The organism is Pseudogulbenkiania subflava DSM 22618 (assembly GCF_900177275.1).
Classification (GTDB): Bacteria; Pseudomonadota; Gammaproteobacteria; order Burkholderiales; family Chromobacteriaceae; genus Pseudogulbenkiania; species Pseudogulbenkiania subflava.
This window is the reverse complement of sequence record NZ_FXAG01000003.1, coordinates 1-23,509: the sequence shown is the minus strand read 5'-3', so window position 1 is coordinate 23,509 and position 23,509 is coordinate 1. Positions and strand designations below refer to the sequence as shown.

The window sequence follows — 23,509 nt, the reverse complement described above, 5'->3', positions numbered from 1 at the left end:
GCGGGGGCGTCGCTGTTTTTGAGGATGAGCGATGGAATGGCTTGAACTGGCGCGGCAGGCGCTGCCGGTACTGATCAAGGGGACGGGGTACACCGTGTTTTTTGCGCTCAGCACCATGGTGCTGGGCCTGCTGCTGGGCTTTGTCGTGGCGCTGGTTCGCATCGCCCGCGTGCCGCTGTTGGCGCCGCTGTTGGCGCTCTACGTGAGCGTGATGCGCGGCACGCCGCTGTTGGTGCAGATCTTCGTCATCTATTACGGCCTGCCGTCGGTCGGCATCGAGTTCGAGCCGGTCACCGCCGGGGTGCTGTCGCTGACGCTGAACGTGGCGGCCTACCTGTCGGAAAGCCTGCGCGGCGCGATTGCAGGGGTCGAGCGCGGACAGTGGGACGCGGCGCAGTCGCTGGGGCTGAACTGGTGGCAGGCCATGCGTTTCGTGGTGGCCCCCCAGGCGCTGCGGCTGGCGGTGCCGAGCCTTGCCAACAGCCTGATCTCGCTGATCAAGGACACCTCGCTGGTCTCGGTGATCACCGTGTCCGAGCTGATGATGGCGACCAAGGACGTGATCGCGCAGACCTTCCAGCCCTTGCCGCTGTACCTGATGGCGGCGGCCATCTACTGGGCGATGAGCGCGCTGTTCGAACAGGTGCAGAAGCGCCTGGAGCTGCGCCTGGCCCAGGCTTACCGCCGTTGACGGCGGTTTGCCGATCTGAAAATACCGACGCCGGGGCTGCCCCGCCGTCGCCGGCGAAGCGCGCCGGCGTACGGCGGTAAGTTCTCGGCCATCTCTAGAATCCCGGGACGCGATACGCGCAGGCTCTCCATGAAATTCGCCACCAAGACCATCCACAGCGGCTACGACCACCACCAGCACAACCGCGCGCTGATGCCGCCGGTGTACCAGACCTCGGCCTTCGCTCACGACCATGTCGGCGAGGCGCTGGAGTTCGGCTACGCGCGCACCGGCACGCCGACGCGCGCGGCGCTGGAAGCCTGCTTTGCGGCGCTGGAAAACGCCACGCACGGTTTCGCCTTCGGCAGCGGCATGGCCGCCATCGACGCTGTGCTGCGTGCTACCTTGCAGCCGGGCGACGAGGTGCTGGCGGTGGCCGACCTGTACGGCGGCGCCTACCGCCTGCTCACCAAGGTCATGGCGCCGGCCGGCATCACGGTGCGTTTTGCCGACCTGACCGACCCGGCCAGCCTGACCGCCGCGCTCACCCCGGCTACCCGGCTGCTGTGGCTGGAGTCGCCGACCAACCCGCTGCTCAACTTGGTCGACATCGCCGCGCTGGCCGCCAGCGCTCACCGGCACGGCGTCAAGGTGGCGGTCGACAACACCTTCGCCACGCCTTACCTGCAGAACCCGCTCGATCTGGGCGCCGACATCGTGATGCACTCCGCCACCAAGTATCTGGGCGGCCACTCCGATGTGCTGCTCGGGCTGGTGGCGGTGAAGGACGCCGAACTGGCCAAGTCGATCAAGTTCATCCAGAACGCCACCGGCGGCGTGCCGGGTCCGCAGGACTGCTTCCTGGCGCTGCGCGGCATCAAGACGCTGCACCTGCGTATGGAGCGCCACTGCGACAACGCCGAGCGCGTGGCCGCCTTCCTGGCCACGCACCCGGCCATCGAGAAGGTGTTCTACCCCGGCCTCGCCGATCACCCGCAACACGAGCTGGCGCGGCGCCAGATGCGACGTTTCGGCGGCGTGGTCACGGTCTACCTCAAGGACGACAGCCGTGCCGCGGCGAGCCGCGTGGCCGAGCGCCTGCAGTACTTCCTGCTGGCCGAATCGTTGGGCGGGGTGGAGTCGCTGGTCAATCATTCCTACACCATGTCGCATGGCGGCATGCCGCCGGAACAGAAGGCCGCCTTGGGCATCCGCGAAGGCCAGCTGCGTTTCTCGGTCGGCATCGAAGACATCGACGACCTGCTGGCCGACCTGGCCCAGGCCCTGGCCTGAGAGCGGAGACATCGATCCGTGCCGCACCGCCCTCCTGCGCAGAGGAGACGCGCCTCACCCGGGGAACGGACGCGCGGCAGCAACCGGCCCGGCTGCGCCCGTGCCGGGCTCTTCGGCCAATCTGCGTGCGAGCGGGGTGGGCGATGAAGCGTCCCCTCCATCTGCTGTTCGACTGGGGCGATACGCTGATGGCCGACCTGCCCGGACAGGCGGGCAGCATGTGGCGCTGGCCCGAGGTGCGCGCCATGCCCGGCGCGTACGATACGCTGGCGACGCTGGCCGGCCGCTTGCCGTGCCACGTCGCCACCAATGCGGCCGAGTCGAGCGCCGACGAAGTGCGCCTCGCGCTGGCACGGGTCGGTCTGGACGACCTGATCGGGCGGGTGTTCTGCCGCCGCGAGCTGGGCCTGACCAAGTCCGACCCGGCGTTCTATCGCCGCATCGCGGCCGAGCTGGGGGTGGCGCCGCACGAGCTGTGGATGATCGGCGACTCGCTCGCCAACGACGTGCACTCGGCCCAGGCCGCCGGGCTTGGCGCCATCTGGCTCAATGCCGCCGGCGTTGCGCCACCGCCCGGCGTGCAGGCGATCGCGGCGCTGCCGCAACTGCTTGAGCTGCTGGCCGACTAAGCTCCACCCCTCCCTTCGGCTAACCTCGCTGGCATAAGGATGTGGCTTGCGGTAATATCCGAGTAAAATAGTCGGACATTACGGAGAACCGCCATGCCAGCTCCCGCCGCGAAGTACACCGCCGAGCGCATCCTGTGGAAACACCACTGGACCGACCGCTTGATCAGCTTCCGTCTCAGCCGCGATCCCGCCTTCCGCTTCACCCCCGGCCAGTTTGCCCGGCTCGGCCTGCAGATCTCCGAGACCGGTTTCGTCTGGCGCGCCTATTCCATCGTCTCGGCGAGCTGGGACGACTACCTCGAGTTCTATTCCATCGTGGTGCCAGAAGGGGAGTTCACGCCGCGCTTGGCACGGCTCGAGGTCGGCGACCAGATCCTGGTCGACAAGACCCCGAATGGCTTCTTCACCACCGATCGCTTCCCCGACGGCAAAGACCTGTGGCTGCTCGCCACCGGCACCGCGCTCGGGCCCTACCTCTCCATTCTGCACGAGACCGCGGTCTGGCAGCGCTTCCGTCACATCGTGCTGGTGCACAGCGTGCGCGAGGCGGCGGAGCTGAGCTACCAGGCCGAGATCGCGGCGCTGCGGCAGCACCCGCTGTGGGCCGAACACGGTCACAAGCTGCAGTACCTGCCGGTGGTGACGCGCGAAACGCTCCCCGGCACCCTGTCGCAACGCATCCCGGCCATGCTGGCCGACGGCAGCCTGGAGCGCGCCGCCGGCGTGACGCTGTCGCCCGAGCGCTCGCGCATCATGATCTGCGGCAGCCCGCAGATGGTGGAAGACACCCATCGCCGGCTCAAGAGCATGGGCTATGCCTTGAGCCGGCTGTCGGCCCCGGCCCAGCTGGCGCTGGAGAACGGCTGGTAACGGGGGTTTTCCTGCTGCTTCGATTCTCCTCGGCAGCCCAACTGCCGAGCGTTGCTTTCGCTAGAGTCGTTCAGGTGCGGTTCGCGGCGACAGGCCGCACTTTACTCGCGCTTCTGTTTCTACCATTTCCCGCTTGCGTTGGAGTGCACTCCAACTTTTATGATCCCGAGCCATGACGATGCTGACCATAGGCGCGGTCGCCGCCCAGACCGGCCTGACCGAACACACCCTGCGCTACTACGAAAAGATCGGCCTGCTCGATCCTGTGCCACGCGGTCCTGGTGGACAACGCCGCTACCGCGAGCAGGACTTGCGCTGGCTCGAATTCCTGCTGCGCCTGCGGGCGACCGGCATGCCGCTGCGCGACATGCTGGCGTATGCCGAGCAGCGCCGCGTCGGCAACACGGCCGAGAGCCTGGCGCTACGCCGCAAACTGCTGGCCGCGCATGCCGACAAGGTGGCCGAGGAGATCGCCGTATTGCAGTCCACTCTCCAACTGCTGCAGGGCAAGATCGACATTTACCGCGGATGGGAAGCCTCGTTGCCGTTGTCCTACCAACTCGACAAGGAATGAGCGCATGAACCTGCACGATCAAGCATCTCGACATGACGAAGTATTTCAACGTGGCTGGCAGCGCCTGCGCGAGGTCGACGATACCGCCGGCGAGGCGGTGGTGGCTGCCCTGCAAGATATCGCCCCCGATTTTGCCCGCCAGATCATCGAGTTCGGTTTCGGCGAGGTCTACAACCGCCCTGGCCTCAGCCTGCGCCAGCGCGAACTGGCGACAATCGCCGCACTCGCGGCCATCGGCCACGCCCAGCCGCAGCTCAAGGTGCACCTGCACGCTGCCTTGAACGTCGGCCTTACCCGCGAGGAGATTCTCGAAACCCTGCAACAAATGTGTCTCTATGCCGGCTTCCCGGCGGCGCTCAACGCGCTGTTCACCGCACGCGAGGCGTTTCGTGAGCATGTCCAGGCCACCATTCCGCTCGCCCCAATGGCCGTGGTGCGGGGCTTTCTGCAAGGGCTGCAGCAGGGCGTGCTGCGCGAGGAACTGCTGGCCGAGGAGGTGGAATGGCACATCCCGGGCGATCCGGCCAGGGTGCCCTGGGCCGGGCAGAGAAGAGGGCGCGCCGCGGTGCGAGAGGTGCTCGCCCTGATTGCAACCCAGGCGGAACCGTTGTGCTTTGAACCGCTGCGCTGGTTCGATGCCGAAAACGAAGTGCTGGTGCGAGGCCGCTTTGCCTATCGTTATCGTACAGGCAGCGAATACGACGGCAGTTTCGTCATGCGTTTCGACGTCGCTGATGGACTGATCCGACGTTATGAAATCTTTGAGGATAGCTGGGCGATTGCCGAGGCGGTACAGGTTGTCTTGGTATAACGTCGTGCTGTGAAGAAAACAAAACGGCCTCCCGCAGGGGAGGCCGTTGGTTTTCCGGGAGTACGCGGCTTACTGCTTCACACAATCCACGCAGTACACCTTCTTGCCGTTCTTTTCCATCGCCACCAGGCCGTGCACGTCGGTCTCGAAGCCCGGCAGCTCGCCGTTGAACTCCTGGGCGAAGCGCAGGTAGTCGACGATGGTCTTGTTGAAGCGCTCGCCCGGGATCAGCAGCGGGATGCCCGGCGGGTACGGTGTCAGCAGCACCGAGGTGACGCGGCCTTCCAGTTCCTCCACCGGCACGCGCTCGATCTCGCGGTGCGCCATCTTGGCGAAGGCGTCGGCCGGACGCATCGCCGGCTCCATCTCGGACAGATAGATCTCGGTGGTCAGGCGGGCGATGTCGTGCTTGCTGTACAGCTGGTGAATGCGCTGGCACAGGTCGCGCAGGCCGACGCGCTCGTACTGCGGGTGCTTGGCGATGAACTCCGGCATGATGCGCCACATCGGCTGGTTCTTGTCGAAATCGTCCTTGAACTGCTGCAACAGCGAGATCAGCGTGTTCCAGCGGCCCTTGGTGATGCCGATGGTGAACATGATGAAGAAGCTGTACAGGCCGGTCTTCTCCACCACCACGCCGTGCTCGGTCAGGTACTTGGTGACGATGGCGGCCGGGATGCCCATCTCTTCGAAGCTGCCGTCCACGTCCAGGCCCGGTGTCAGGATGGTCGCCTTGATCGGGTCGAGCAGGTTGAAGCCTTCCTCGATGCCGGCAAAGCCGTGCCAGCGCTCGTCCGGCTCCAGTTCCCAGTCGGCCGGGTCGCAGATGCCGTCGTCGGACAGCTCGTTCGGGCCCCATACCTTGAACCACCAATCGTGGCCGTACTCCTCGTCCACCTTGCGCATGGCGCGGCGGAAGTCCAGCGCTTCGACCAGCGACTCCTCCACCAGCGCCTGGCCGCCCGGCTGTTCCATCATCGCCGCCGCCACGTCGCAGCTGGCGATGATCGCGTACTGCGGGCTGGTCGAGGTGTGCATCAGGTAGGCCTCGTTGAACCAGGCGGTGTCGAGCTGGCGGTTCTGCGGGTCCTGCACCAGGATCTGCGAGGCCTGCGAAATGCCGGCCAACAGCTTGTGGGTGGACTGGGTGGAGAAGATCATCGAGTCCTTGCAGCGCGGACGGCCCTCGCCGATGGCGTGGAAGTCGCCGTAGAAATCGTGGAAGCTCGCATGCGGCAGCCAGGCTTCATCGAAGTGCAGGGTGTCGACCTCGCCGTCCAGCATGCTCTTGATCTCCTCGACGTTGTACAGGATGCCGTCGTAGGTGGACTGGGTGATGGTCAGGATGCGCGGCTTGGCGTTCGGGTTCTTTTCCAGCGCCTCGCGCGCGAACGGGTTGGCCAGGATCTTCTTCTTGATGTTGTCGAGCTGGAATTCGGATTTCGGAATCGGGCCGATGATGCCGTAGTGGTTGCGCGTCGGCATCAGGAACACCGGGATCGCCCCGGTCATCATGATGGCGTGCAGGTTCGACTTGTGACAGTTGCGGTCCACCAGCACGATGTCGCCCGCCGCCACGGTGCTGTGCCAGACGATCTTGTTCGAGGTCGAGGTGCCGTTGGTGACAAAGAACAGGTGGTCGGCGCTGAAGATGCGCGCCGCATTGCGCTCCGACGCGGCGACCGGGCCGGTGTGGTCCAGCAGCTGGCCCAGTTCGTCCACCGCGTTGCACACGTCGGCGCGCAGCATGTTCTCGCCGAAGAACTGGTGGAACATCTGGCCCACCGGGCTCTTCAGGAACGCCACGCCGCCGGAGTGGCCCGGGCAGTGCCAGGAGTAGGAACCGTCGTGGGCGTAATGCACCAGGGCGCGGAAGAACGGCGGCGCCAGCGTGTCCAGATACGATTTGGCTTCGCGGATGATGTGACGCGCCACGAACTCCGGGGTGTCCTCGTGCATGTGGATGAAACCATGCAGCTCGCGCAGGATGTCGTTCGGGATGTGGCGCGCGGTGCGCGTCTCGCCGTACAGGTAGAGCGGGATGTCCGGGTTGCGGCGGCGGATCTCGGCCACGAAGTTGCGCAGGTGGGCCAACGCGTCGAGCGCTTCTTCCGGCGTACCGGAGCCGAACTCCTCGTCATCGATCGACAGGATGAAACCGGCGGCGCGGCTCTGTTGCTGGGCAAACGACGTCAGATCGCCGTAGCTGGTATAACCCACGACTTCCATGCCTTCCTTCTCCATCGCAGCGGCCAGCTCGCGGATGCCGGAGCCGCTGGTGTTTTCGGAACGGAAGTCTTCGTCGATGATGACGATGGGGAAGTGGAAACGCATGCCTGTGTCCTCATACACGGCGTACCGGAACGTCACCGGCACGCTGGGAAAAGGGCGCTTAGCACCGCGGTACGCATGGGATTGGTAGGGGGGCGTTCACCGTCGGTTTGTCACTGAGGACGCACGACGCTAAACCCGCCCTTTGGCAATCGTTTCGCCAGCCGGCTTAGGTCAACCCGAAAGAAAAGCGCGTAGTGTAGCGGATAATCGTGAACAATGTTGCACTACGGAAAGCGCGGTTTTGCGCGCTTCGCCGCTACGCCGGATCAGGCTGGCCAAGACCCTCTGCGCCGGGCCGGCACGGGGCCCGGAATCGGCCGTGCAACGGGCATTTCAGCCCCCCGGGGGCGGTTTATCGTCAGACTCCGGATGAGGCTCCAAGGTGCCCGGCGATTGTCGCTTTTTTTTCCACCGTGCCCTGTACAGTCCCAGCGCCTTCAGCACCACCGCCCCGCCCGAGAGCATCAGCAAGAGCGCCAGCGGGCCGGCGATCAGGTAGGGGAACAGGGCGCTGACCAGGGCCAGCAGCAGCAGCGCCGCGCCGATGGTCAGGAAGGAGCTGGCTTCGCTGGCCTCGACCGTGCGCGTGCCGCGTACCGCCGCCCCCAGCGCATCGCCGATGCGCGCCGCCTGGCGCGCCGCCGCCGAGGCGCCCAATGCGGCTGCACCAGGTTTGGGCAACAGCAGGCTTTGGTAGTCGCGCTGGCGTGGGCGGCTCAGTACCGGGCGGTGGCGGTGAGCCGACAGCCGCACCTCGGTGGCGTGCTCCAGGTCGTCGAGAAATTTGTCGGCGAGCTTGCCGGCGATGTCTTCATCCTCCACGGCCACGTCGATTTCGCGGTTGGCAAGCCAGCTCGACAGGTTCAAGTTGGACGAGCCCAGGCGCGCCCAGCGTCCGTCCGCCACCGCTGTCTTGGCGTGGATCATCGGTCCGTCCCACTCGAACACCCGCACCCCGGCCTCCAAGAGCGGCCGGTACAGCGTGCGCGAGACCGTCGCGATCCAGCCGATATCGCTCGAGCGCGGCACCAGCAGCCGCACATCGACGCCATCCTTGGCCGCGTTCTGCAATGCCGTCAGGTAGGTGCTGGTGCCCATGAAATAGGCATCGGTCAGCCACAGCGAGCGGCGTGCGAAGCTGGCGATCAAGAGGTCCAGCCGCATCAGGTTGGCGGTGGCCGGGGTGGTGGCGATCAGCCGCGCCGCCACGCTGCCGCCGATCATGCTGCGGCTCGCCTGGCGCAGCGATTCGTCCAGCGCCTCGCCGCAACTGGCCCAGCTGTCGGCGAAGGCGTCGATGGCATCCTGCAGCACCGGCCCGCAGAGCCGTGCACCAGTATCGCGCCAGGGTTCCTCCCCCTTGGCCGGTTTGCCCTCCCAGCGTGAGCTGATGCCGAGCCCGGAAATGAAGGCCACCGCTCCATCCACAATGATCAGCTTGCGATGGTTCCGTCCAAGTGGGCTGCTGCCCGACAGGCTGGGGCGGTTGTAGAGCCGCACCTCGGCTCCAGCCGCTTGCAAGGGCTTGAAAAAGCCGCGCATGTGGGCCTTCCAGCTGCCCAGCCAGTCGACCAGCAGGCGCACCTGGACCCCTTTGGTGGCTTGCTCGAGCAGGATGTCCCTGACGCGTTGGCCGAAGGCGTCGTCGGCGAAAATGTACATCTCGATCAGGATCGAATCGCAGGCTCCCGACAGTGCCGCCTCCCAGGCCGGGAAGTTCTCGCGGCTGTCGAAAAGCAGGTCAATAGTGTTGCCATTGATCAGCGGCGCGCCCGCCGATCGGGCGAATGCCTGATCGGCCAACTGCCGGACGAAATCCAGGGCGGCGGCGGAGGGTTTAGGGCTGGGCATGGCCAGATTGTATATTGTCAGACATTGTATGAACCAAGGTGATGCACTTGCACCACGCATGGCACCAAAATGGTGCTTTTTGTGTCGTTTATATGAAAATCCGTGTCACAAAGATGAAAAATAATTCTTTGAAAAAATCCGGATTTTCCAATTTTTTTGTCAAAAAAAATATCGTAACACTTTGATTTAAAAGTAATTATGCGCCGCACAAAAAGCGGTTGCAGGAGGGCGCGCCTTGACCTTAGAATCAAAGACATTCGCTTCACATTATAATCAGGTAGATGGTATGGAAAGACAGCAATGGCTGCAGGGCACCTTGTACCGCCCGGATTTCGAGCAGGATAGCTGTGGCTTTGGTTTGATCGCCCAACTGGAGGACAAACCGAGCCATTGGCTGGTGCAGACCGCAATCTCCTCGCTCGCCAAACTGACCCATCGCGGTGCGGTGGCTGCCGATGGCAAATCGGGCGACGGTTGCGGCCTGTTGTTCCGTAAACCCGATGGCTTCCTGCGTGAAGTCGCCCACGAGGCCGGCATCGCCCTCAAGGCGAGCTATGCAGCGGGCCTGGTGTTCCATCACCCGGAACAGGAACAGGGCCAGCGCAGCCTGCGCCGCCTGAAAGAATACCTCGAAACGCAGGAGCTCGAAGTCACCGGCTTCCGTACCGTGCCGGTGGACGTCTCGGCTTGTGGCGAGTACGCCATCAAGACCCTGCCTTCCATCGTGCAGGTGTTCGTCAACTGTCCGTTCGGCATGGACGACACCACGTTCCAGCGCCGCCTCTACATGGCGCGCCGTCAGGCCGAGAAGGCCAACAAGGCCGAAGACGGTTATTTCTACCTGCCGACCCTGTCGCCGCACACCCTGTCGTACAAAGGCCTGGTGACGCCGGAAAACCTGCCGAAGTTCTTCCTCGATCTGCAGGACGAACGCTTCGAAGCCAGCTTGGCGGTGTTCCACCAGCGCTTCTCCACCAACACCTGGCCGCAGTGGAAGCTGGCTCAGCCGTTCCGCTTCCTCGCCCACAACGGCGAGATCAACACCGTCCAGGGCAACCGTTACTGGTCCCAGGCGCGCGAGCGCATCATGTCGACGCCGCACCTCGATATGGACGCCATCCGCCCGATCGTGCAGACCGACGGCTCCGATTCCATGTCGCTCGACAACATGCTCGAAGGCCTGCTGATGGGCGGCATTCCGCTGTTCCGCGCGCTGCGCCTCCTGGTGCCGCCGGCCTGGCAGAATGTCGATTCCACCGACAAGGACCTGCGCGCCTTCTACGAATTCAACTCGATGCACATGGAGCCGTGGGACGGCCCAGCCGGCATCGTGCTGACCGACGGCCGCTATGCCGCCTGTCTGCTGGACCGCAACGGCCTGCGTCCGGCGCGCTGGGTATTGACCAAGGACAACATCCTTACCATCGCCTCCGAAGTCGGCGTGTGGGATTACAAGCCGGAAGACGTCGTGCGCAAGGGCCGCGTCAAGCCAGGCCAGCTGTTCGCAGCCGACCTCTCCACCGGCGAACTGCTGATGCCTGAAGACATCGACGCTCAGCTCAAGAGCGCCAAGCCTTACCGCCAGTGGATCAAGGACAGCGGCAAGTACCTCGAACTATCGATCGAGGACGACTCCTCGCTCGAAGCGATGCCGAAGGACGACCTGCTCAAGTACCAGAAGCTGTTCAACGTCAGCTTCGAAGAGCGCGACCAGGTGCTGCGCGTGTTGGCTGACGACGCTCAGGAAGCCATCGGCTCGATGGGCGACGACACCCCGATGGCCGTGCTGTCGCAAAAAGTCCGCTCGCCGTTCGACTACCTGCGCCAGCAGTTCGCCCAGGTGACCAACCCGCCGATCGACCCGATCCGCGAAGCAGTGGTGATGTCGCTCAACACCGTGTTCGGTCCCGAGCGTAACATGTTCGAAGAGAGCGCCGAGCACGCCAAGCGTCTCGAAGTGCGCTCGCCGGTGCTGTCCCACGAGAAATTCGTGCGCGTCACCACGCGCCCGGAAGCCTACCTCAAGTCGACCTCCTTCGACCTCTGCTATGACCCGTCCGAGGGAGGCCTGAAGGCGGCCATCGAGCGGCTCTGCCAGCACGTGGTCGATGCCGTACGTGAAGGCACCGTGGTCGTGGTGCTGTCCGACCGCACCCTCGGCGAAGGCCGCCTGCCGATCCATGCGCTGTTTGCCACCGGCGCCGTGCACCACGCGCTGATCGACGCCGGTCTGCGTTGCAAGAGCAATATCGTGGTGGAAACCGGCACCGCGCGCGACGCCCATCAGATCGCCTGTTTGCTGGGCTACGGTGCGACCGCCGTCTACCCCTACCTGGCCTACCAGATCATCGCCGAACTGGTGCAGTCGGGCGAGGTGGCACTGAAAACCAACGAAGCGCTGCAGCACTACCGCAAGGGCATCAACAAGGGTCTCTTGAAGGTACTGTCGAAGATGGGTATTTCGACCGTTGCCTCCTACCGTGGCGCCCAGCTGTTCGAAGCCGTCGGCATCCACGAAGAAGTCGTCGACCTGTGCCTGAAGGGCACGGTGAGCCGTGTCTCCGGCGCCAACTTCGAGGACTTCGAAGACGACCAGCAGAAGCTGGTTCGCCTGGCCTTCAACCCGATGCGCTCCATCACCCAGGGCGGTCTGTTGAAGTACGTCCATGGCGAGGAATACCACGCCTACAACCCGGACGTGGTGATGCAACTGCAAAAGGCAGTGCAGAACGACGACTACAACGCCTATCTGAAGTACGCCGAGCTGGTCAACGAGCGCCCGGTGGCGATGATCCGCGACCTGATGGAACTGAAGCTCGCCGACAACCCGATCCCGGTCGACGAAGTGGAATCGATCGAGGCCATCCTCAAGCGTTTCGACTCCGCCGGCATGTCGCTGGGCGCGCTGTCGCCGGAAGCGCACGAAGCGCTGGCCACCGCCATGAACCGACTCGGCGGCCGCTCCAATTCCGGCGAAGGTGGGGAAGACCACTCGCGCTACGGCACCGAGAAAATGTCCAAGATCAAGCAGGTGGCATCCGGCCGTTTCGGTGTCACCCCGCACTATCTGGTCAATGCCGAAGTGCTGCAGATCAAGGTCGCCCAGGGCGCCAAGCCGGGCGAGGGCGGCCAGCTGCCGGGCGACAAGGTGTCGCCGCTGATCGCCAAGCTGCGTCACTCCAAGCCGGGTATCAGCCTGATCTCGCCGCCGCCGCACCATGACATCTACTCGATCGAAGACTTGGCACAGCTGATCTTCGACCTCAAGCAGGTCAACCCCGAAGCGCTGGTATCGGTGAAGCTGGTGGCCGAACCGGGTGTCGGCACCATCGCGGCCGGTGTGGCCAAGGCATACGCCGACCTGATCACCATCTCCGGTTACGACGGCGGCACCGGCGCCAGTCCGCTGACCTCGGTCAAGTACGCCGGCACCCCGTGGGAGCTGGGGCTCTCCGAAGCCCAGCAGGTGCTGCGCGCCAACGGCCTGCGCGGTCGGGTGCGGGTACAGACCGACGGCGGTCTGAAGACCGGCCTCGACGTGGTCAAGGCCGCCATCCTCGGCGCCGAATCGTTCGGCTTCGGTACTGGCCCGATGGTAGCGCTGGGGTGCAAATACCTGCGTATCTGCCACCTGAACAACTGTGCTACCGGCGTTGCCACGCAGGAAATGAAGCTGCGCTCCAAGTACTTCATCGGCCTGCCGGAAATGGTGATGAACTACTTCCTGTTCATCGCCCGCGAAACCCGCGAATGGATGGCCAAGCTCGGCGTGCGCAGCATGGAAGAACTGATCGGCCGCATGGACCTGATGGACCTGCTGCCGGGCGAAAGCGAGCGCCAGCAGCGCCTCGACCTGTCACCGCTGCTCAATCAGGGCACCATCCCGGACAGCGAACCGCGCTTCTGCATCGATGACCGCAACCCCTCGTTCGACAAGGGCGAGCTGGCCGAAGCCATCCTCAAGGATGCCCTGCCTGCGATCCACTCGAAGCAGATGCTGCGTCTGGAATACCCGATCGAGAACATCCATCGCTCCATCGGTGCCCGCCTGTCCGGCGAAATCGCCAAGGTGCACGGGGCCGCCGGCCTGCCGGAAGGCTGCCTGACCGTCAAGTTCACCGGCTCGGCCGGCCAGAGCTTCGGTGTGTGGAACGCCTCCGGCCTGCACCTGGAAGTGGAAGGCGACGCCAACGACTACGTCGGCAAGGGCATGGCCGGTGGCCGTGTGGTGGTCTATCCGCCGAAAGGCGCGGCGTACAAGTCGCACGAATCGATCATCATCGGCAACACCTGCCTGTACGGCGCCACCGGTGGCCAGCTGTACGCCTCCGGCATCGCCGGCGAGCGTTTCGGCGTGCGTAACTCCGGCGCGCTGGCAGTGATCGAAGGCGCGGGCGACCACTGCTGCGAATACATGACCGGCGGCTGCGTGATCTCGCTGGGCGAAACCGGCTACAACTTTGGTGCCGGCATGACCGGGGGCTTCGCCTTCGTCTACGACCCCAACGAGCGTTTCGCTTACCGCTACAACAACGAGCTGATCGACATCCACTTGATCAACGGCGAGGCCATGGGCATGTACCGTGCCTTCCTGCTCGACAAGCTGGCCAAACACGTCGAATACACCGGTTCCGATATCGGCCGCAACATGCTGGAAAACTTCGACGATTACGTCGACTACTTCTGGCTGGTGAAGCCCAAGGCCGCCAAGCTCGATAGCCTGCTGAAGGATTGATCGCGGATGGGGCAAGGCCCCATCCCTTTCGGCAGCTGCACTGAATCACACAGATATGATAGTTAGCGGGCGGCGTGCGTTAGCACGCCTTGCCCCGGCAAGAGGAAGCCACCATGGGTGACGTATTCCAGTTCATGACGCTCACGCGCAACCCCGGCGACAAGGTTCAAGCCGAGGTGCGCAAGATCGAATTCAAGGAAATCTACCGGCCGCTGAACAGCGCCGATGCAGCCGAACAGGCCGGGCGCTGCCTGTCCTGCGGCAACCCCTATTGCGAATGGGAATGCCCGGTACACAACTTCATTCCCAACTGGCTGAAGATGGTCAACGAAGGCCGCCTGTTCGAAGCGGCGGAACTCTCCCACAAGACCAACAGCCTGCCGGAAATCTGCGGCCGCGTCTGTCCGCAAGACCGCCTGTGCGAAGGCGCCTGCACCCTCGAACAAGGCGGTTTCGGCGGCGTGACCATCGGCTCCATCGAGAAGTTCATCACCGACGAAGCCTATAAGGCCGGTTGGCGCCCTGACATGTCCAAGGTGGTGTGGACCGACAAGAAAGTCGCCGTCATCGGTGCCGGCCCCGCTGGTCTCGGCTGTGCCGACGTACTGGTGCGCAACGGCGTCAAGCCGGTGGTATTCGACCGCTACGAAGAAATCGGCGGCCTGCTCACCTTCGGTATCCCCGAATTCAAGCTGGAAAAAACCGTGGTCAAGCGCCGTCGCGAGATCATGGAAGGCATGGGCGTCGAATTCCGCCTCAACACCGAAATCGGCCGTGACATCCAGATCGAAGAGCTGCTGGAACAGTACGACGCCGTGTTCATGGGCATGGGTGCCTACAAGTACATGAAGGGCGGCTTCGATGGCGAAAGCCTGCCGGGCGTGCTGGAAGCGCTGCCGTTCTTGGTCAACAACGTGCGTCAGCACCTGGGCACCCTGCCGGCCGATGAAACCCCCGTCTCGGTGAAGGGCAAGCGTGTGGTAGTGCTGGGCGGTGGCGATACCGCCATGGACTGCAACCGCACCTCCATCCGCCAGGGTGCCGAGCGCGTGATCTGCGCCTATCGCCGTGACGAAGCCAACATGCCGGGCTCCAAGCGCGAAGTCGGCAACGCCAAGGAAGAGGGCGTCGAGTTCCTGTGGAACCGCCAGCCGCTGGGCATCGAGCAAGCCGCCGACGGCAGCCTGCGCCTTAAGCTGGCGGAAACCCGCCTCGGTGCTCCAGACGCCAAGGGCCGCCGCAGCGCTGAAATCGTGCCGGGCAGCGAAGAGGTCATCGAGTGCGACCACGTGGTCATCGCCTTCGGCTTCCAGGTCGAAGCCGCCGACTGGTTCGAACGCCACTCCATCTCTGTCGACGAACGCGGCCGCACCCTGGCCTCGGGTCGCGCCAAATACAAGTACCAGACCAGTAACGCCAAGATCTTTGCCGGCGGCGACCAGGTCCGCGGCGCCGACCTGGTGGTCCGTGCCGTCTTCGAAGGCCGTCAGGCCGCCGAAGGCATGCTGGAGTACCTGCAGGTTTGGTAAGAAAAAGAATGTTCGACCTAGCTTACAACCCGCCGCAAGGCGGGTTTTTTTATCGGTCGGGATAAGTTAGATGGGGCTAATTAGCTCCTCATATACGGCCATACTTGTCCTCGAAGCGTACGATATCATCCTCACCCAGGTAAGCACCGGATTGCACCTCGATCAGCTCCAGAGGGATCTTCCCCGGGTTTTCCAGGGCATGCACCACACCGACGGGGATATAGATCGACTGGTTCTCCGTGAGTAGGACTTCCTTGTCGCCGTTGAGTACCTTGGCCGTGCCCGATACCACCACCCAGTGCTCGGCGCGGTGGTGATGCATCTGAACCGACAACTTGGCGCCGGGCTTCACCGTAATGCGCTTCACCTGGTAGCGAGCGCCGTTGTCGATGCTGTCGTAGCAACCCCACGGGCGGTATACCACGCGGTGCTGGGCGGCTTCCTTGCGGCCATCCGCCTTGAGCTGGTCGACAATCTTCTTGACCTGCTGCACCTGCCCCTTGTGGGCAACCATGACCGCATCCTCGGTATCCACTACGACCAGGTCGCTGATGCCGACAGCTGCTATCAAGCGGCCATTGGCGCTGTGTAGATAGTTATCCTGGCTGTCCACGACGAGTACATCACCTTTGATCACATTACCATCGGGATTCTTCTCGGACACTTCCCACAAGGCATTCCACGACCCCACATCGCTCCACCCCGCATCCAGCGGAACCACTACCGCTTTATCGGTCTTTTCCATCACAGCGTAGTCGATGGAGTCTTCGGGGCAAGACGCAAATGCTTCGCTGTCCAGGCGCAGAAAATCCAGGTCTGCCTTGGCTGTGGCCAGGGAGGAGCGACAGGCCGACAGAATCTGGGGCGCTAGCTGCTCAAGCTCAGCAATCAGCGCGGAGGCGCGGAACAGGAACATCCCGCTGTTCCACAGGTAGCGTCCGCTCTCGACATAAGACTGCGCGGTCGAGAGATTCGGCTTTTCGACGAAACGAGCGACGGGGTGGACACCCGGTGGCAAATCACCGCCGGTGCGCCAATCGGAATGGGAACCCTGTTCAATATAGCCATAGCCTGTTTCAGCATGGCTGGGAACAATCCCGAATGTCACTAGCGCTCCGGTTTCGGCAGCCCTGCGCGCGGTAGCTACGGCGGTGTGAAAGGCCCCCGTGTTGGCGATCACATGGTCTGCCGCGAGGACGAGGAGCAGCGGGTCCTTGCCGTGCTGCATGGCGGCCAGAGCGGAAATGGCAATTGCGGGGGCGGTGTTGCGGCCAACTGATTCGAGGATGATCGCTTCAGCCTTGATATCGATCTGTCGCAATTGCTCGGCTACGATGAATCGATGCGATTCATTACAAATCAGAATCGGCCGTTCGCACTCCGTTATGCCCATCAGTCGCAGCACCGTTTGCTGGAGCATGCTTTCTTCCGTTATCAGGGGCAAGAACTGCTTGGGGAATAAGCTGCGCGATAGTGGCCACAACCGGCTACCTGATCCGCCAGATAAAATCACAGGAATCATAGTTTGGCTATCGATTTAGTTGAATAGATAGGCTTCGCACGCTTGTGGATACGATAGGCATCAATGACATAGCTGGCCCAATACCACATAGCTAGCGCTGGAGGAATTTTCTCAATGTTACGATAAATGGACCAGACAGACTTGGCGGCATCCCACTTTCTTCCCGAGCGGGAGCTAGCCATTACCCGATAGCGAGCAAGGTCGAGAGGTAAGCGTCTAGCAATGACCCCTTTGGCCAGGATGTCAGCCCACGCCAAGAAGTCTTCAGCAATCAACTTTCCCATATCCTCAGAGAACACAGGAAGAGGGCAGCTCCGCCGGTCGAAGGCCATGGTCAAGCAACCTACACCACGTCGTTTATGCAGGGTGGGCCAATCAAGTGAATCTGGACCGCTCACAACCTTTCCGATCAGGTCGCCCTGTTCAGACATGTGTCGATAATCATGATAAGACATGCCCACATGGTTTTGCTGCATCCAACCGATTTGCTTTTCGAGTTTGGTGGATATCCATTCATCATCCGCATCGAGAAATGTCAAAAAACGCCCTCGGCTCTCACGTATCCCTATATTCCTGGCCCTGGCTGGGCCGCCATTCTGGTCACTTGCAATCACGCGGATGCGGGAGTCGGACGCGGCATAGGAGCGCATGATGTTCAGCGAGTCATCACCAGAACAATCATCGATCAGGATATGCTCCCAGTCATGCATGCTCTGAGCCTGTACGGTGGCGAACAATCCAGGTAGCCATTTTTCTGCGTTGAAAACAGGCGTGATGATGGAAACGAGTGCCATATCATTTTCTCGAAAATAATTGTCTTATTTTCCTACGTATCGACTTGGACATCAGATATTTTGCCCCGGCAGCAGATGAAAACAAGAAGAACGCGACATATTTCTTTTGCTTGAAAAGTATTTCGCCAATTTGTTTGTCTCGGCTCCAGCGCCGCTTGGCAGAAACGCCGCAAAGATCATAAATGACTTCTCCTCCCCGTATTAATGGCAAATTTAAAACGCCATCGGGAAAAGTCCGGATCAGCAGGTCGAGATCGGCTGCTATGGAGTAGTTTAATTGGTACTGCTCGTGTTTGGCGGGAAAGATAACCCCCTGATGACAGTAGCCATAGCCGCCAAGGCCAGTAGTGGCATAGCCCAAATCCTGGCCGGTTTCATCTGTTAACCTGACAGGCAAACGGCAAGGGCCCTTGACGTTACTGTAAATGTTTCCCTGAATGGTATCGCCGGCATTAAGATAGTGAATGAGATCGCCAGAAACGAGGGAAAGCCCCTTATTCATGGCATCGTAAATTCCAGCGTCTTTTGATGAATAAAATTTTATTGGTAATAAGTCCGAAAATTCGGAGATAACAGTAAATGTGGCATCTTGTGATCCTCCATCGATCACGATGACCTCATGTGGGGTACATTTGGATTTTACTAGGCTTGTCAATGTTTGATGTAGCCCAATTGCATTGTTGTAAGTAACGCTTACGATGCTAATCAATGAATTGACCTCCTTACTTTATGTGGATTGCATTTCATGCTGGGCCATATAGCAATATGACGAAAATGGCTAATGATGAGAATTTTTTAATTATGCAAGATGAAAATATTCTATTGGCTTAGTGTGGTTATATTTTACTTAATAAAATTATGCGGAAGTGATTTTAAGGGTAAGTATATGATATTACCGGTAATATTGGGCTTCTGATAAAATATTTATCCCATGTGGAAGGTGTATTTGAAAGTCTGTAATTGAAATCTACAATGAAGAGGCCTCATTTTTTGATGTTGTTCAACATATAATCACGATATGCCATAGAGATGCCGTGATTTAAATCAATTTCAATTTTCCACCCAAGGCTATTTAATAGTTGGTTATCCATAAGCTTCCGAGGTGTTCCGTCTGGTTTGCTGATGTCAAATTTAATTTCGCCCTTATAGCCAAGAGCTTGAGAAATGGTCTGAGCCAGTTCTCCAATTGTACAGTCTATGCCGCTGCCGACGTTGATATGAGAACACATCGGGGAGACATGTTTTTTCCAAACTTCTGGAGGCAGCTCCATCACATGTACAGATGCACTGGCCATGTCATCTACATATAAAAACTCACGCTTGGGCATGCCGCTGCCCCAGACCAGGACCTCCGGAGCATTGTCTTGCTTGGCCTCATGGATACGACGGATAAGAGCCGGGATCACATGGCTATTTTCCGGATGGTAGTTGTCGCCTGGGCCATACAGATTGGTCGGCATCACGCTGCGGTAATCACGGCCATACTGACGGTTATAGCTCTCACACAATTTGATACCGGCGATTTTGGCGATGGCGTACGGCTCATTAGTGGGCTCAAGTGCCCCCGTGAGAAGAGCTGACTCCTCCATCGGTTGCTCGGCCAACTTGGGGTAGATACAGCTTGAGCCTAAAAACAGTAATTTCTGAACGTTGTGGGTGTGGGCGGCATGGATCACATTGGCTTGGATCATCAGATTCTGATAGATGAACTCGGCCGGGTAGGTATTGTTGGCATGAATGCCCCCAACCCGAGCTGCCGCCAGATAGACCTGATCGATTTTCTCTTCGGCAAAAAAACGATCAACGGATGTTTGGCAGGTAAGATCCAGTTCGGTCCGGCTGCGGGTGACAAGATTGCGGCACCCTTTCTGTTCAAGACGGCGAACGATGGCGGAGCCGACCATGCCATGGTGGCCTGCAACGAAAATACGGGCATCGAGATTGGTAGTCATAACGTGTCTGTGAGTCTCAGCCGGTGCAAGCAACTGGCTTGTGCCGGCCTTGGCAAGGTTCAAAGGTGTTGCGGCTAAGGGAGAGTTTAATTCTCGGTGCTGACCGGAATTGCGAAGCCATGTTTCTTGAGCAGCGCATGGCGCTTGGCTTCTTGCAGGTCGGTTGCCACCATTTCACGGCACATTTCTTGCACCGTGATTTCAGGCACCCACCCCAGCCGTTCGCGGGCCTTCGTCGGGTCGCCCAACAAGGTTTCCACTTCCGCTGGACGGAAGTAGCGCGGATCGACGCGAACGATGACGTCGCCTTCCTTCAAGGCAGGAGTATTGTTGCCCTGGATAGCCGTCACGATCCCCACCTCATCCGTGCCATGGCCTTCGAAACGAAGCGAGATGCCCAACTCGGCAGCGGACCATTCAATGAATTGGCGCACACTGTACTGTACCCCGGTGGCGATGACGAAATCCTCTGCTTGCTCCTGCTGCAGCATTAGCCACTGCATCTTGACGTAATCTTTTGCATGGCCCCAGTCGCGCAAAGCGTCCATATTGCCCATGTACAGGCAGCTTTCCAGGCCCTGCGCGATATTGGCCAGGCCGCGGGTGATCTTGCGGGTGACGAAGGTCTCGCCTCGGCGTGGGGACTCATGGTTGAACAGAATGCCATTACAGGCATACATGCCATAGGCTTCGCGGTAGTTGACCGTGATCCAGTAGGCGTACAGCTTGGCTACCGCATAGGGGCTGCGGGGATAGAACGGAGTCGTCTCCCGCTGCGGAATCTCCTGCACCAGACCATACAGTTCCGAAGTCGATGCCTGATAAAAGCGGGTTTTCTTCTCCAAACCCAGAAAACGGATCGCTTCCAGCAGTCTCAGCGTGCCCATGGCATCGACGTCGGCAGTGTATTCCGGGGATTCGAAACTGACAGCTACATGCGACTGTGCACCCAGGTTATACACTTCATCAGGTTGCACTTCGCTGATGATACGGGTCAGGTTGCTGCTATCGGTCAGATCGCCATAGTGCAGCTTGAAGCGGGCATTCTCGATGTGCGGGTCCTGATAGATATGATCGACGCGCTGGGTGTTGAATGAGGACGCACGGCGCTTGATGCCGTGGACTTCATAACCCTTTTCCAAAAGAAACTCGGCAAGGTAGGAACCATCCTGACCAGTAATACCGGTGATGAGGGCTTTTTTCATCTGCTGTCCTTGTACGATTCAATCGCTTGTCGGTAGAGGTTGATGTATTGTGGTACCACTACCTTAGGCGACCACAACTGTATTGCGCGTTGGCGTGCGGCCATGCCAAGACGCTGCCTGTGCTCTTTGTTCTGTAGGAGCCAGGCAATGCCGTTAGCCATATCGGCTGGATCATAGGCTTGCGCGAGGAAGCCGGTCTGTTGATGTTCTATGGCATCGCGGAGGCCAGTACAGTCGAATGCAACAACCGGACAACCACAGGCCTGTGGTTCTGTCGCGGTTTGTGGGAGGTTTTCCTGCCGTGAGGGTACCACCATCACATCTGCTGCGTTGTACAGTAGCGCTAGCGTAGTGTCGTCATGGATATGGCCCATCCAGTAAGTTGGAAATGGAAGTGACGGGGGCTGCTCTGGCTCACTCTGCCCAAACACGACGCAGGCAATCCCTTCCGGATTGATCTGTATGGCTAGTCGCTGGAGTGCTTCCAGTAGAAGGTCATAACCCTTGTTTGGATCGTTGCCTCCGCCCATTGCCCCAAATAAAACGACTTTTTTGTCATTCGGCAACCTCAAGACTTGTCGGCAAAAAGCTTGGTTGAGTGGCTGGTAACATTCCGTGTCGAGCACATTGGGGATCACTGACACAGGCCAGTCGCGTAACAGGACGCTGTTACGAACGCAATCGGCTAACCAAGTGCTGGGGGTGACGATATGCATGGGGTGCTTCCAGGCTTTTCGTTTACGTTGCCAGACTATTCGATTCAGGTCGATTCCACTATCACCTAGCGTGCGATTATTACGGTCATACCCTGCACGCCAGCGAGCATGTTTATCATCAGAGGTGACATGCTCTGCACCGCAGAACGCCCACATGTCATGAAGTGTCCAGACTATTGGTTTTTGAATCCGACCGATATCTTCAATGGACATTGTTTCACCTGCTACCCAATGTAGATTTACTACATCGGCGTGACAGGTGTTGAGTCGAGAGCTCCAATGCGAGGATAGCCAATTGCCGCTGTGCAGGTTGCCGTTTGCACTGTTTTGCAACCGGTTGAATTGTAAACCCATAGGCATGCGTAGCATGCCAAGCGCTTTAGCTACTTTGCTGGCTGGGCCATTTACTGTCCAGTCATCGGTTTTTTTTATTCGCACTAGCATGTGCGACTCAATACAGGATTGCAGCAGGGCTCGGTGCAGGCGGTAGGCTGCTCGGGCGGCACCGCCAGAGTTGTCCGATTGGGAAATAATCAATGATTTCATATTGATGGCGTTATTATTTTTTTGGTTGCTTTGATAGCAGTATATAATCGGCCAGTAATAATCAATATAACTAAATCGCTCAGACGCGGCTGTACTTGAGGGTAGGCGAGGGCGGCCGCGAGCAAGGATGACTTTTCGCGTAGTGAAACATTTCCCATTTTTGAGTGAATGCGCATTAATGCGATTCTTATTTTGTCTTCGCTTTTTTGGGTTATTCTATTGAATTCATGCGTTTCGTCCACCATGTAGCTGAAATGGTTGATATTGATAAATTCGCCAAACATGTTCGACATTCTTAACCATAGGTCCCAATCCTGCCATGCTGGCATGGAGGGATCAAAATTCCCAGATTTAATATAGTGGGATTTTGGAGCAAAAACTTGATTGCCTATATTGTTTTTTTGTCGTAATTTTTTATAGCTTGAAGTTTCGTCAGTATGGCTATCAATTATACCTTGAGGCGTATTTATTTTGGCGCTGTCATAAAGGCCGGCAATTTTTGATTCTCCTTTTGTGAGCAAATGCCATTGTTCAACAAAAGTGGTTATTCTGTCCTTTGATAAGAAGTAATCGTCATCGTCAAGGCCCGTTATGAAGTGACCGGTACTGTTGTTTATTGCTGTATTTCGAGCTACGCAAGCCCCAAAACTTTCAGGCTGTAGTATCGCCTTAAGCCGGTTGTTTTTTTGTGCTTCGAGTAGATATTTTCTTGTTCCGTCATTCGATCCATCATCAACAACTATTAGTTCAATATTCTTATAGGTTTGCCTATGGACGGATTCAATGGCTCTTTTTAATAATGAAATTCTGTTCTTTGTTGGGATGTATATTGATACTTTTTCGCGCATATTGGCTTTGTAAATATATTTGTCAATTAATAATTTTAATTCAACAACTTAGCAGTCGGGGACTATTGTTTCAGTTCCGTAGATCTTCCGACCAGCAAATGATGTTGAGGAGGTTGTAGGGTCCGGCGGCTGTTCCCTCAAGGATACTGGCAGCGGGTCAGCTAGGAGGGTGTCAACGACCAATAGCCAAATATTCAAAATCCTGGTTCCGCAGCCAGGCCGGATCGTACATATTGCGCCCGTCGATGATCACCGGGGCCTTGAGCGCAGCGCGGATCGCCTCGAAGTCCGGTGCGCGGAACATCTTCCACTCGGTGACAATCAGCAGGGCGTCGGCCCCGTCGAGCGGGCTCATCATGTCCTCGGCGAAGCGCAGACGCGGATTGTCGCCCATGACGCGGCGCGCCTCCTCGACGGCGACCGGGTCGTACGCCACCACTTCGGCGCCACGGCGCGTCAACTCGGCCACGATCACCCGGCTCGGCGCCTCGCGCATGTCGTCGGTGTTGGGCTTGAAGGCCAGCCCCCACAGCGCGAAGCGGCATCCGGACAGGTCCTCGCCGAAGCGCGCCACAGCCTTCTCCACCAGGCGCAGCTTCTGCGCGTCGTTGGCGGCTTCCACCGCGTCCA

The 23,509-nt window shown here is 59.7% G+C and carries 18 protein-coding genes; 8 read left to right on the top strand and 10 right to left on the bottom strand.

Annotated elements, in window-relative coordinates; all coding sequences use genetic code 11:
• The first annotated feature begins 31 nt into the window (after positions 1–31).
• From B9N72_RS03300 to B9N72_RS03275, 6 genes are all read left to right on the top strand, one after another.
• A complete protein-coding gene (locus B9N72_RS03300; protein WP_085275019.1) occupies positions 32–691 on the top strand; it encodes an amino acid ABC transporter permease in 660 nt (219 codons plus the stop codon).
• Positions 692–820: 129 nt separating this feature from the next.
• On the top strand, positions 821–1,963 hold the full coding sequence (locus B9N72_RS03295; protein WP_085275018.1) for a trans-sulfuration enzyme family protein: 1,143 nt from the start codon (positions 821–823) through the stop codon (positions 1,961–1,963).
• Between the two features lie 143 nt (positions 1,964–2,106).
• On the top strand, positions 2,107–2,592 hold the full coding sequence (locus tag B9N72_RS03290; RefSeq protein WP_085275017.1) for an HAD family hydrolase: 486 nt from the start codon (positions 2,107–2,109) through the stop codon (positions 2,590–2,592).
• Between the two features lie 93 nt (positions 2,593–2,685).
• Complete coding sequence (locus B9N72_RS03285; RefSeq protein ID WP_085275016.1) at positions 2,686–3,462, top strand: ferredoxin--NADP reductase; 777 nt, start codon at positions 2,686–2,688, stop codon at positions 3,460–3,462.
• A 172-nt stretch (positions 3,463–3,634) separates the two neighbouring features.
• Positions 3,635–4,036, top strand: a complete 402-nt coding sequence (locus B9N72_RS03280; protein ID WP_085275015.1) for a MerR family transcriptional regulator — start codon at positions 3,635–3,637, stop codon at positions 4,034–4,036.
• Between the two features lie 4 nt (positions 4,037–4,040).
• The gene (locus tag B9N72_RS03275; protein ID WP_085275014.1) at positions 4,041–4,847 is read left to right on the top strand and encodes a carboxymuconolactone decarboxylase family protein; all 807 of its coding nucleotides are present in this window, start codon (positions 4,041–4,043) and stop codon (positions 4,845–4,847) included.
• A 69-nt stretch (positions 4,848–4,916) separates the two neighbouring features.
• Here B9N72_RS03275 and B9N72_RS03270 read toward each other — a convergent pair whose 3' ends face one another.
• Positions 4,917–7,181, bottom strand: coding sequence for an arginine/lysine/ornithine decarboxylase (locus B9N72_RS03270; RefSeq protein WP_085275013.1), 2,265 nt, complete (start codon positions 7,179–7,181; stop codon positions 4,917–4,919).
• A 333-nt stretch (positions 7,182–7,514) separates the two neighbouring features.
• Positions 7,515–9,032 carry a phospholipase D-like domain-containing protein gene (locus B9N72_RS03265; RefSeq protein WP_085275012.1) on the bottom strand — a complete coding sequence of 506 codons (1,518 nt, stop codon included), beginning with the start codon at positions 9,030–9,032 and terminating at the stop codon, positions 7,515–7,517.
• Between the two features lie 286 nt (positions 9,033–9,318).
• Between B9N72_RS03265 and gltB the strand changes: the two genes are divergently transcribed.
• Both gltB and B9N72_RS03255 read left to right on the top strand, forming a co-directional pair.
• On the top strand, positions 9,319–13,767 hold the full coding sequence (gltB, locus tag B9N72_RS03260; RefSeq protein ID WP_085275011.1) for a glutamate synthase large subunit: 4,449 nt from the start codon (positions 9,319–9,321) through the stop codon (positions 13,765–13,767).
• A gap of 113 nt (positions 13,768–13,880) precedes the next feature.
• Positions 13,881–15,296 carry an FAD-dependent oxidoreductase gene (locus B9N72_RS03255; protein WP_085275010.1) on the top strand — a complete coding sequence of 472 codons (1,416 nt, stop codon included), beginning with the start codon at positions 13,881–13,883 and terminating at the stop codon, positions 15,294–15,296.
• Positions 15,297–15,384: 88 nt separating this feature from the next.
• Here the strand turns inward: B9N72_RS03255 and B9N72_RS03250 are convergent, their stop codons facing one another.
• From B9N72_RS03250 to B9N72_RS03215, 8 genes are all read right to left on the bottom strand, one after another.
• Entirely contained in the window at positions 15,385–16,818 is a 1,434-nt protein-coding gene (locus B9N72_RS03250; RefSeq protein ID WP_085275009.1) for a mannose-1-phosphate guanylyltransferase/mannose-6-phosphate isomerase, read from the bottom strand.
• Positions 16,815–17,612, bottom strand: a complete 798-nt coding sequence (locus B9N72_RS03245; protein ID WP_085275008.1) for a glycosyltransferase family 2 protein — start codon at positions 17,610–17,612, stop codon at positions 16,815–16,817. Before B9N72_RS03245 ends, B9N72_RS03250 begins: the two co-directional genes overlap by 4 nt.
• A 1-nt stretch (position 17,613) precedes the next feature.
• Positions 17,614–18,321, bottom strand: coding sequence for a glycosyltransferase (locus tag B9N72_RS03240; protein WP_085275007.1), 708 nt, complete (start codon positions 18,319–18,321; stop codon positions 17,614–17,616).
• Positions 18,322–18,595: 274 nt separating this feature from the next.
• Positions 18,596–19,564 carry a GDP-L-fucose synthase gene (gene fcl / locus B9N72_RS03235; protein ID WP_085275006.1) on the bottom strand — a complete coding sequence of 323 codons (969 nt, stop codon included), beginning with the start codon at positions 19,562–19,564 and terminating at the stop codon, positions 18,596–18,598.
• An 86-nt stretch (positions 19,565–19,650) separates the two neighbouring features.
• The gene (gene gmd / locus B9N72_RS03230) at positions 19,651–20,769 is read right to left on the bottom strand and encodes a GDP-mannose 4,6-dehydratase (protein ID WP_085275005.1); all 1,119 of its coding nucleotides are present in this window, start codon (positions 20,767–20,769) and stop codon (positions 19,651–19,653) included.
• The gene (locus B9N72_RS03225) at positions 20,766–22,031 is read right to left on the bottom strand and encodes a glycosyltransferase family 4 protein (RefSeq protein WP_085275004.1); all 1,266 of its coding nucleotides are present in this window, start codon (positions 22,029–22,031) and stop codon (positions 20,766–20,768) included. Before B9N72_RS03225 ends, gmd begins: the two co-directional genes overlap by 4 nt.
• Positions 22,028–22,879, bottom strand: a complete 852-nt coding sequence (locus B9N72_RS03220) for a glycosyltransferase (protein WP_085275003.1) — start codon at positions 22,877–22,879, stop codon at positions 22,028–22,030. The genes B9N72_RS03225 and B9N72_RS03220 overlap by 4 nt, the downstream gene beginning before the upstream one ends.
• A gap of 172 nt (positions 22,880–23,051) precedes the next feature.
• On the bottom strand, positions 23,052–23,509 hold a 458-nt coding region (locus B9N72_RS03215), incomplete at its 5' end, for a UDP binding domain-containing protein (protein ID WP_143477731.1).

What these genes read in the sequence shown, in the direction of transcription:
- B9N72_RS03300 (WP_085275019.1), top strand. Translation starts at nt 32, where the DNA reads ATGGAATGGCTTGAACTGGCGCGGCAGGCGCTGCCGGTACTGATCAAG.
- B9N72_RS03295 (WP_085275018.1), top strand. Translation starts at nt 821, where the DNA reads ATGAAATTCGCCACCAAGACCATCCACAGCGGCTACGACCACCACCAG.
- B9N72_RS03290 (WP_085275017.1), top strand. Translation starts at nt 2,107, where the DNA reads ATGAAGCGTCCCCTCCATCTGCTGTTCGACTGGGGCGATACGCTGATG.
- B9N72_RS03285 (WP_085275016.1), top strand. Translation starts at nt 2,686, where the DNA reads ATGCCAGCTCCCGCCGCGAAGTACACCGCCGAGCGCATCCTGTGGAAA.
- B9N72_RS03280 (WP_085275015.1), top strand. Translation starts at nt 3,635, where the DNA reads ATGACGATGCTGACCATAGGCGCGGTCGCCGCCCAGACCGGCCTGACC.
- B9N72_RS03275 (WP_085275014.1), top strand. Translation starts at nt 4,041, where the DNA reads ATGAACCTGCACGATCAAGCATCTCGACATGACGAAGTATTTCAACGT.
- B9N72_RS03270 (WP_085275013.1), bottom strand. Translation starts at nt 7,181, where the DNA reads ATGCGTTTCCACTTCCCCATCGTCATCATCGACGAAGACTTCCGTTCC.
- B9N72_RS03265 (WP_085275012.1), bottom strand. Translation starts at nt 9,032, where the DNA reads ATGCCCAGCCCTAAACCCTCCGCCGCCGCCCTGGATTTCGTCCGGCAG.
- gltB (WP_085275011.1), top strand. Translation starts at nt 9,319, where the DNA reads ATGGAAAGACAGCAATGGCTGCAGGGCACCTTGTACCGCCCGGATTTC.
- B9N72_RS03255 (WP_085275010.1), top strand. Translation starts at nt 13,881, where the DNA reads ATGGGTGACGTATTCCAGTTCATGACGCTCACGCGCAACCCCGGCGAC.
- B9N72_RS03250 (WP_085275009.1), bottom strand. Translation starts at nt 16,818, where the DNA reads ATGATTCCTGTGATTTTATCTGGCGGATCAGGTAGCCGGTTGTGGCCA.
- B9N72_RS03245 (WP_085275008.1), bottom strand. Translation starts at nt 17,612, where the DNA reads ATGGCACTCGTTTCCATCATCACGCCTGTTTTCAACGCAGAAAAATGG.
- fcl (WP_085275006.1), bottom strand. Translation starts at nt 19,564, where the DNA reads ATGACTACCAATCTCGATGCCCGTATTTTCGTTGCAGGCCACCATGGC.
- gmd (WP_085275005.1), bottom strand. Translation starts at nt 20,769, where the DNA reads ATGAAAAAAGCCCTCATCACCGGTATTACTGGTCAGGATGGTTCCTAC.
- B9N72_RS03225 (WP_085275004.1), bottom strand. Translation starts at nt 22,031, where the DNA reads ATGAAATCATTGATTATTTCCCAATCGGACAACTCTGGCGGTGCCGCC.
- B9N72_RS03220 (WP_085275003.1), bottom strand. Translation starts at nt 22,879, where the DNA reads ATGCGCGAAAAAGTATCAATATACATCCCAACAAAGAACAGAATTTCA.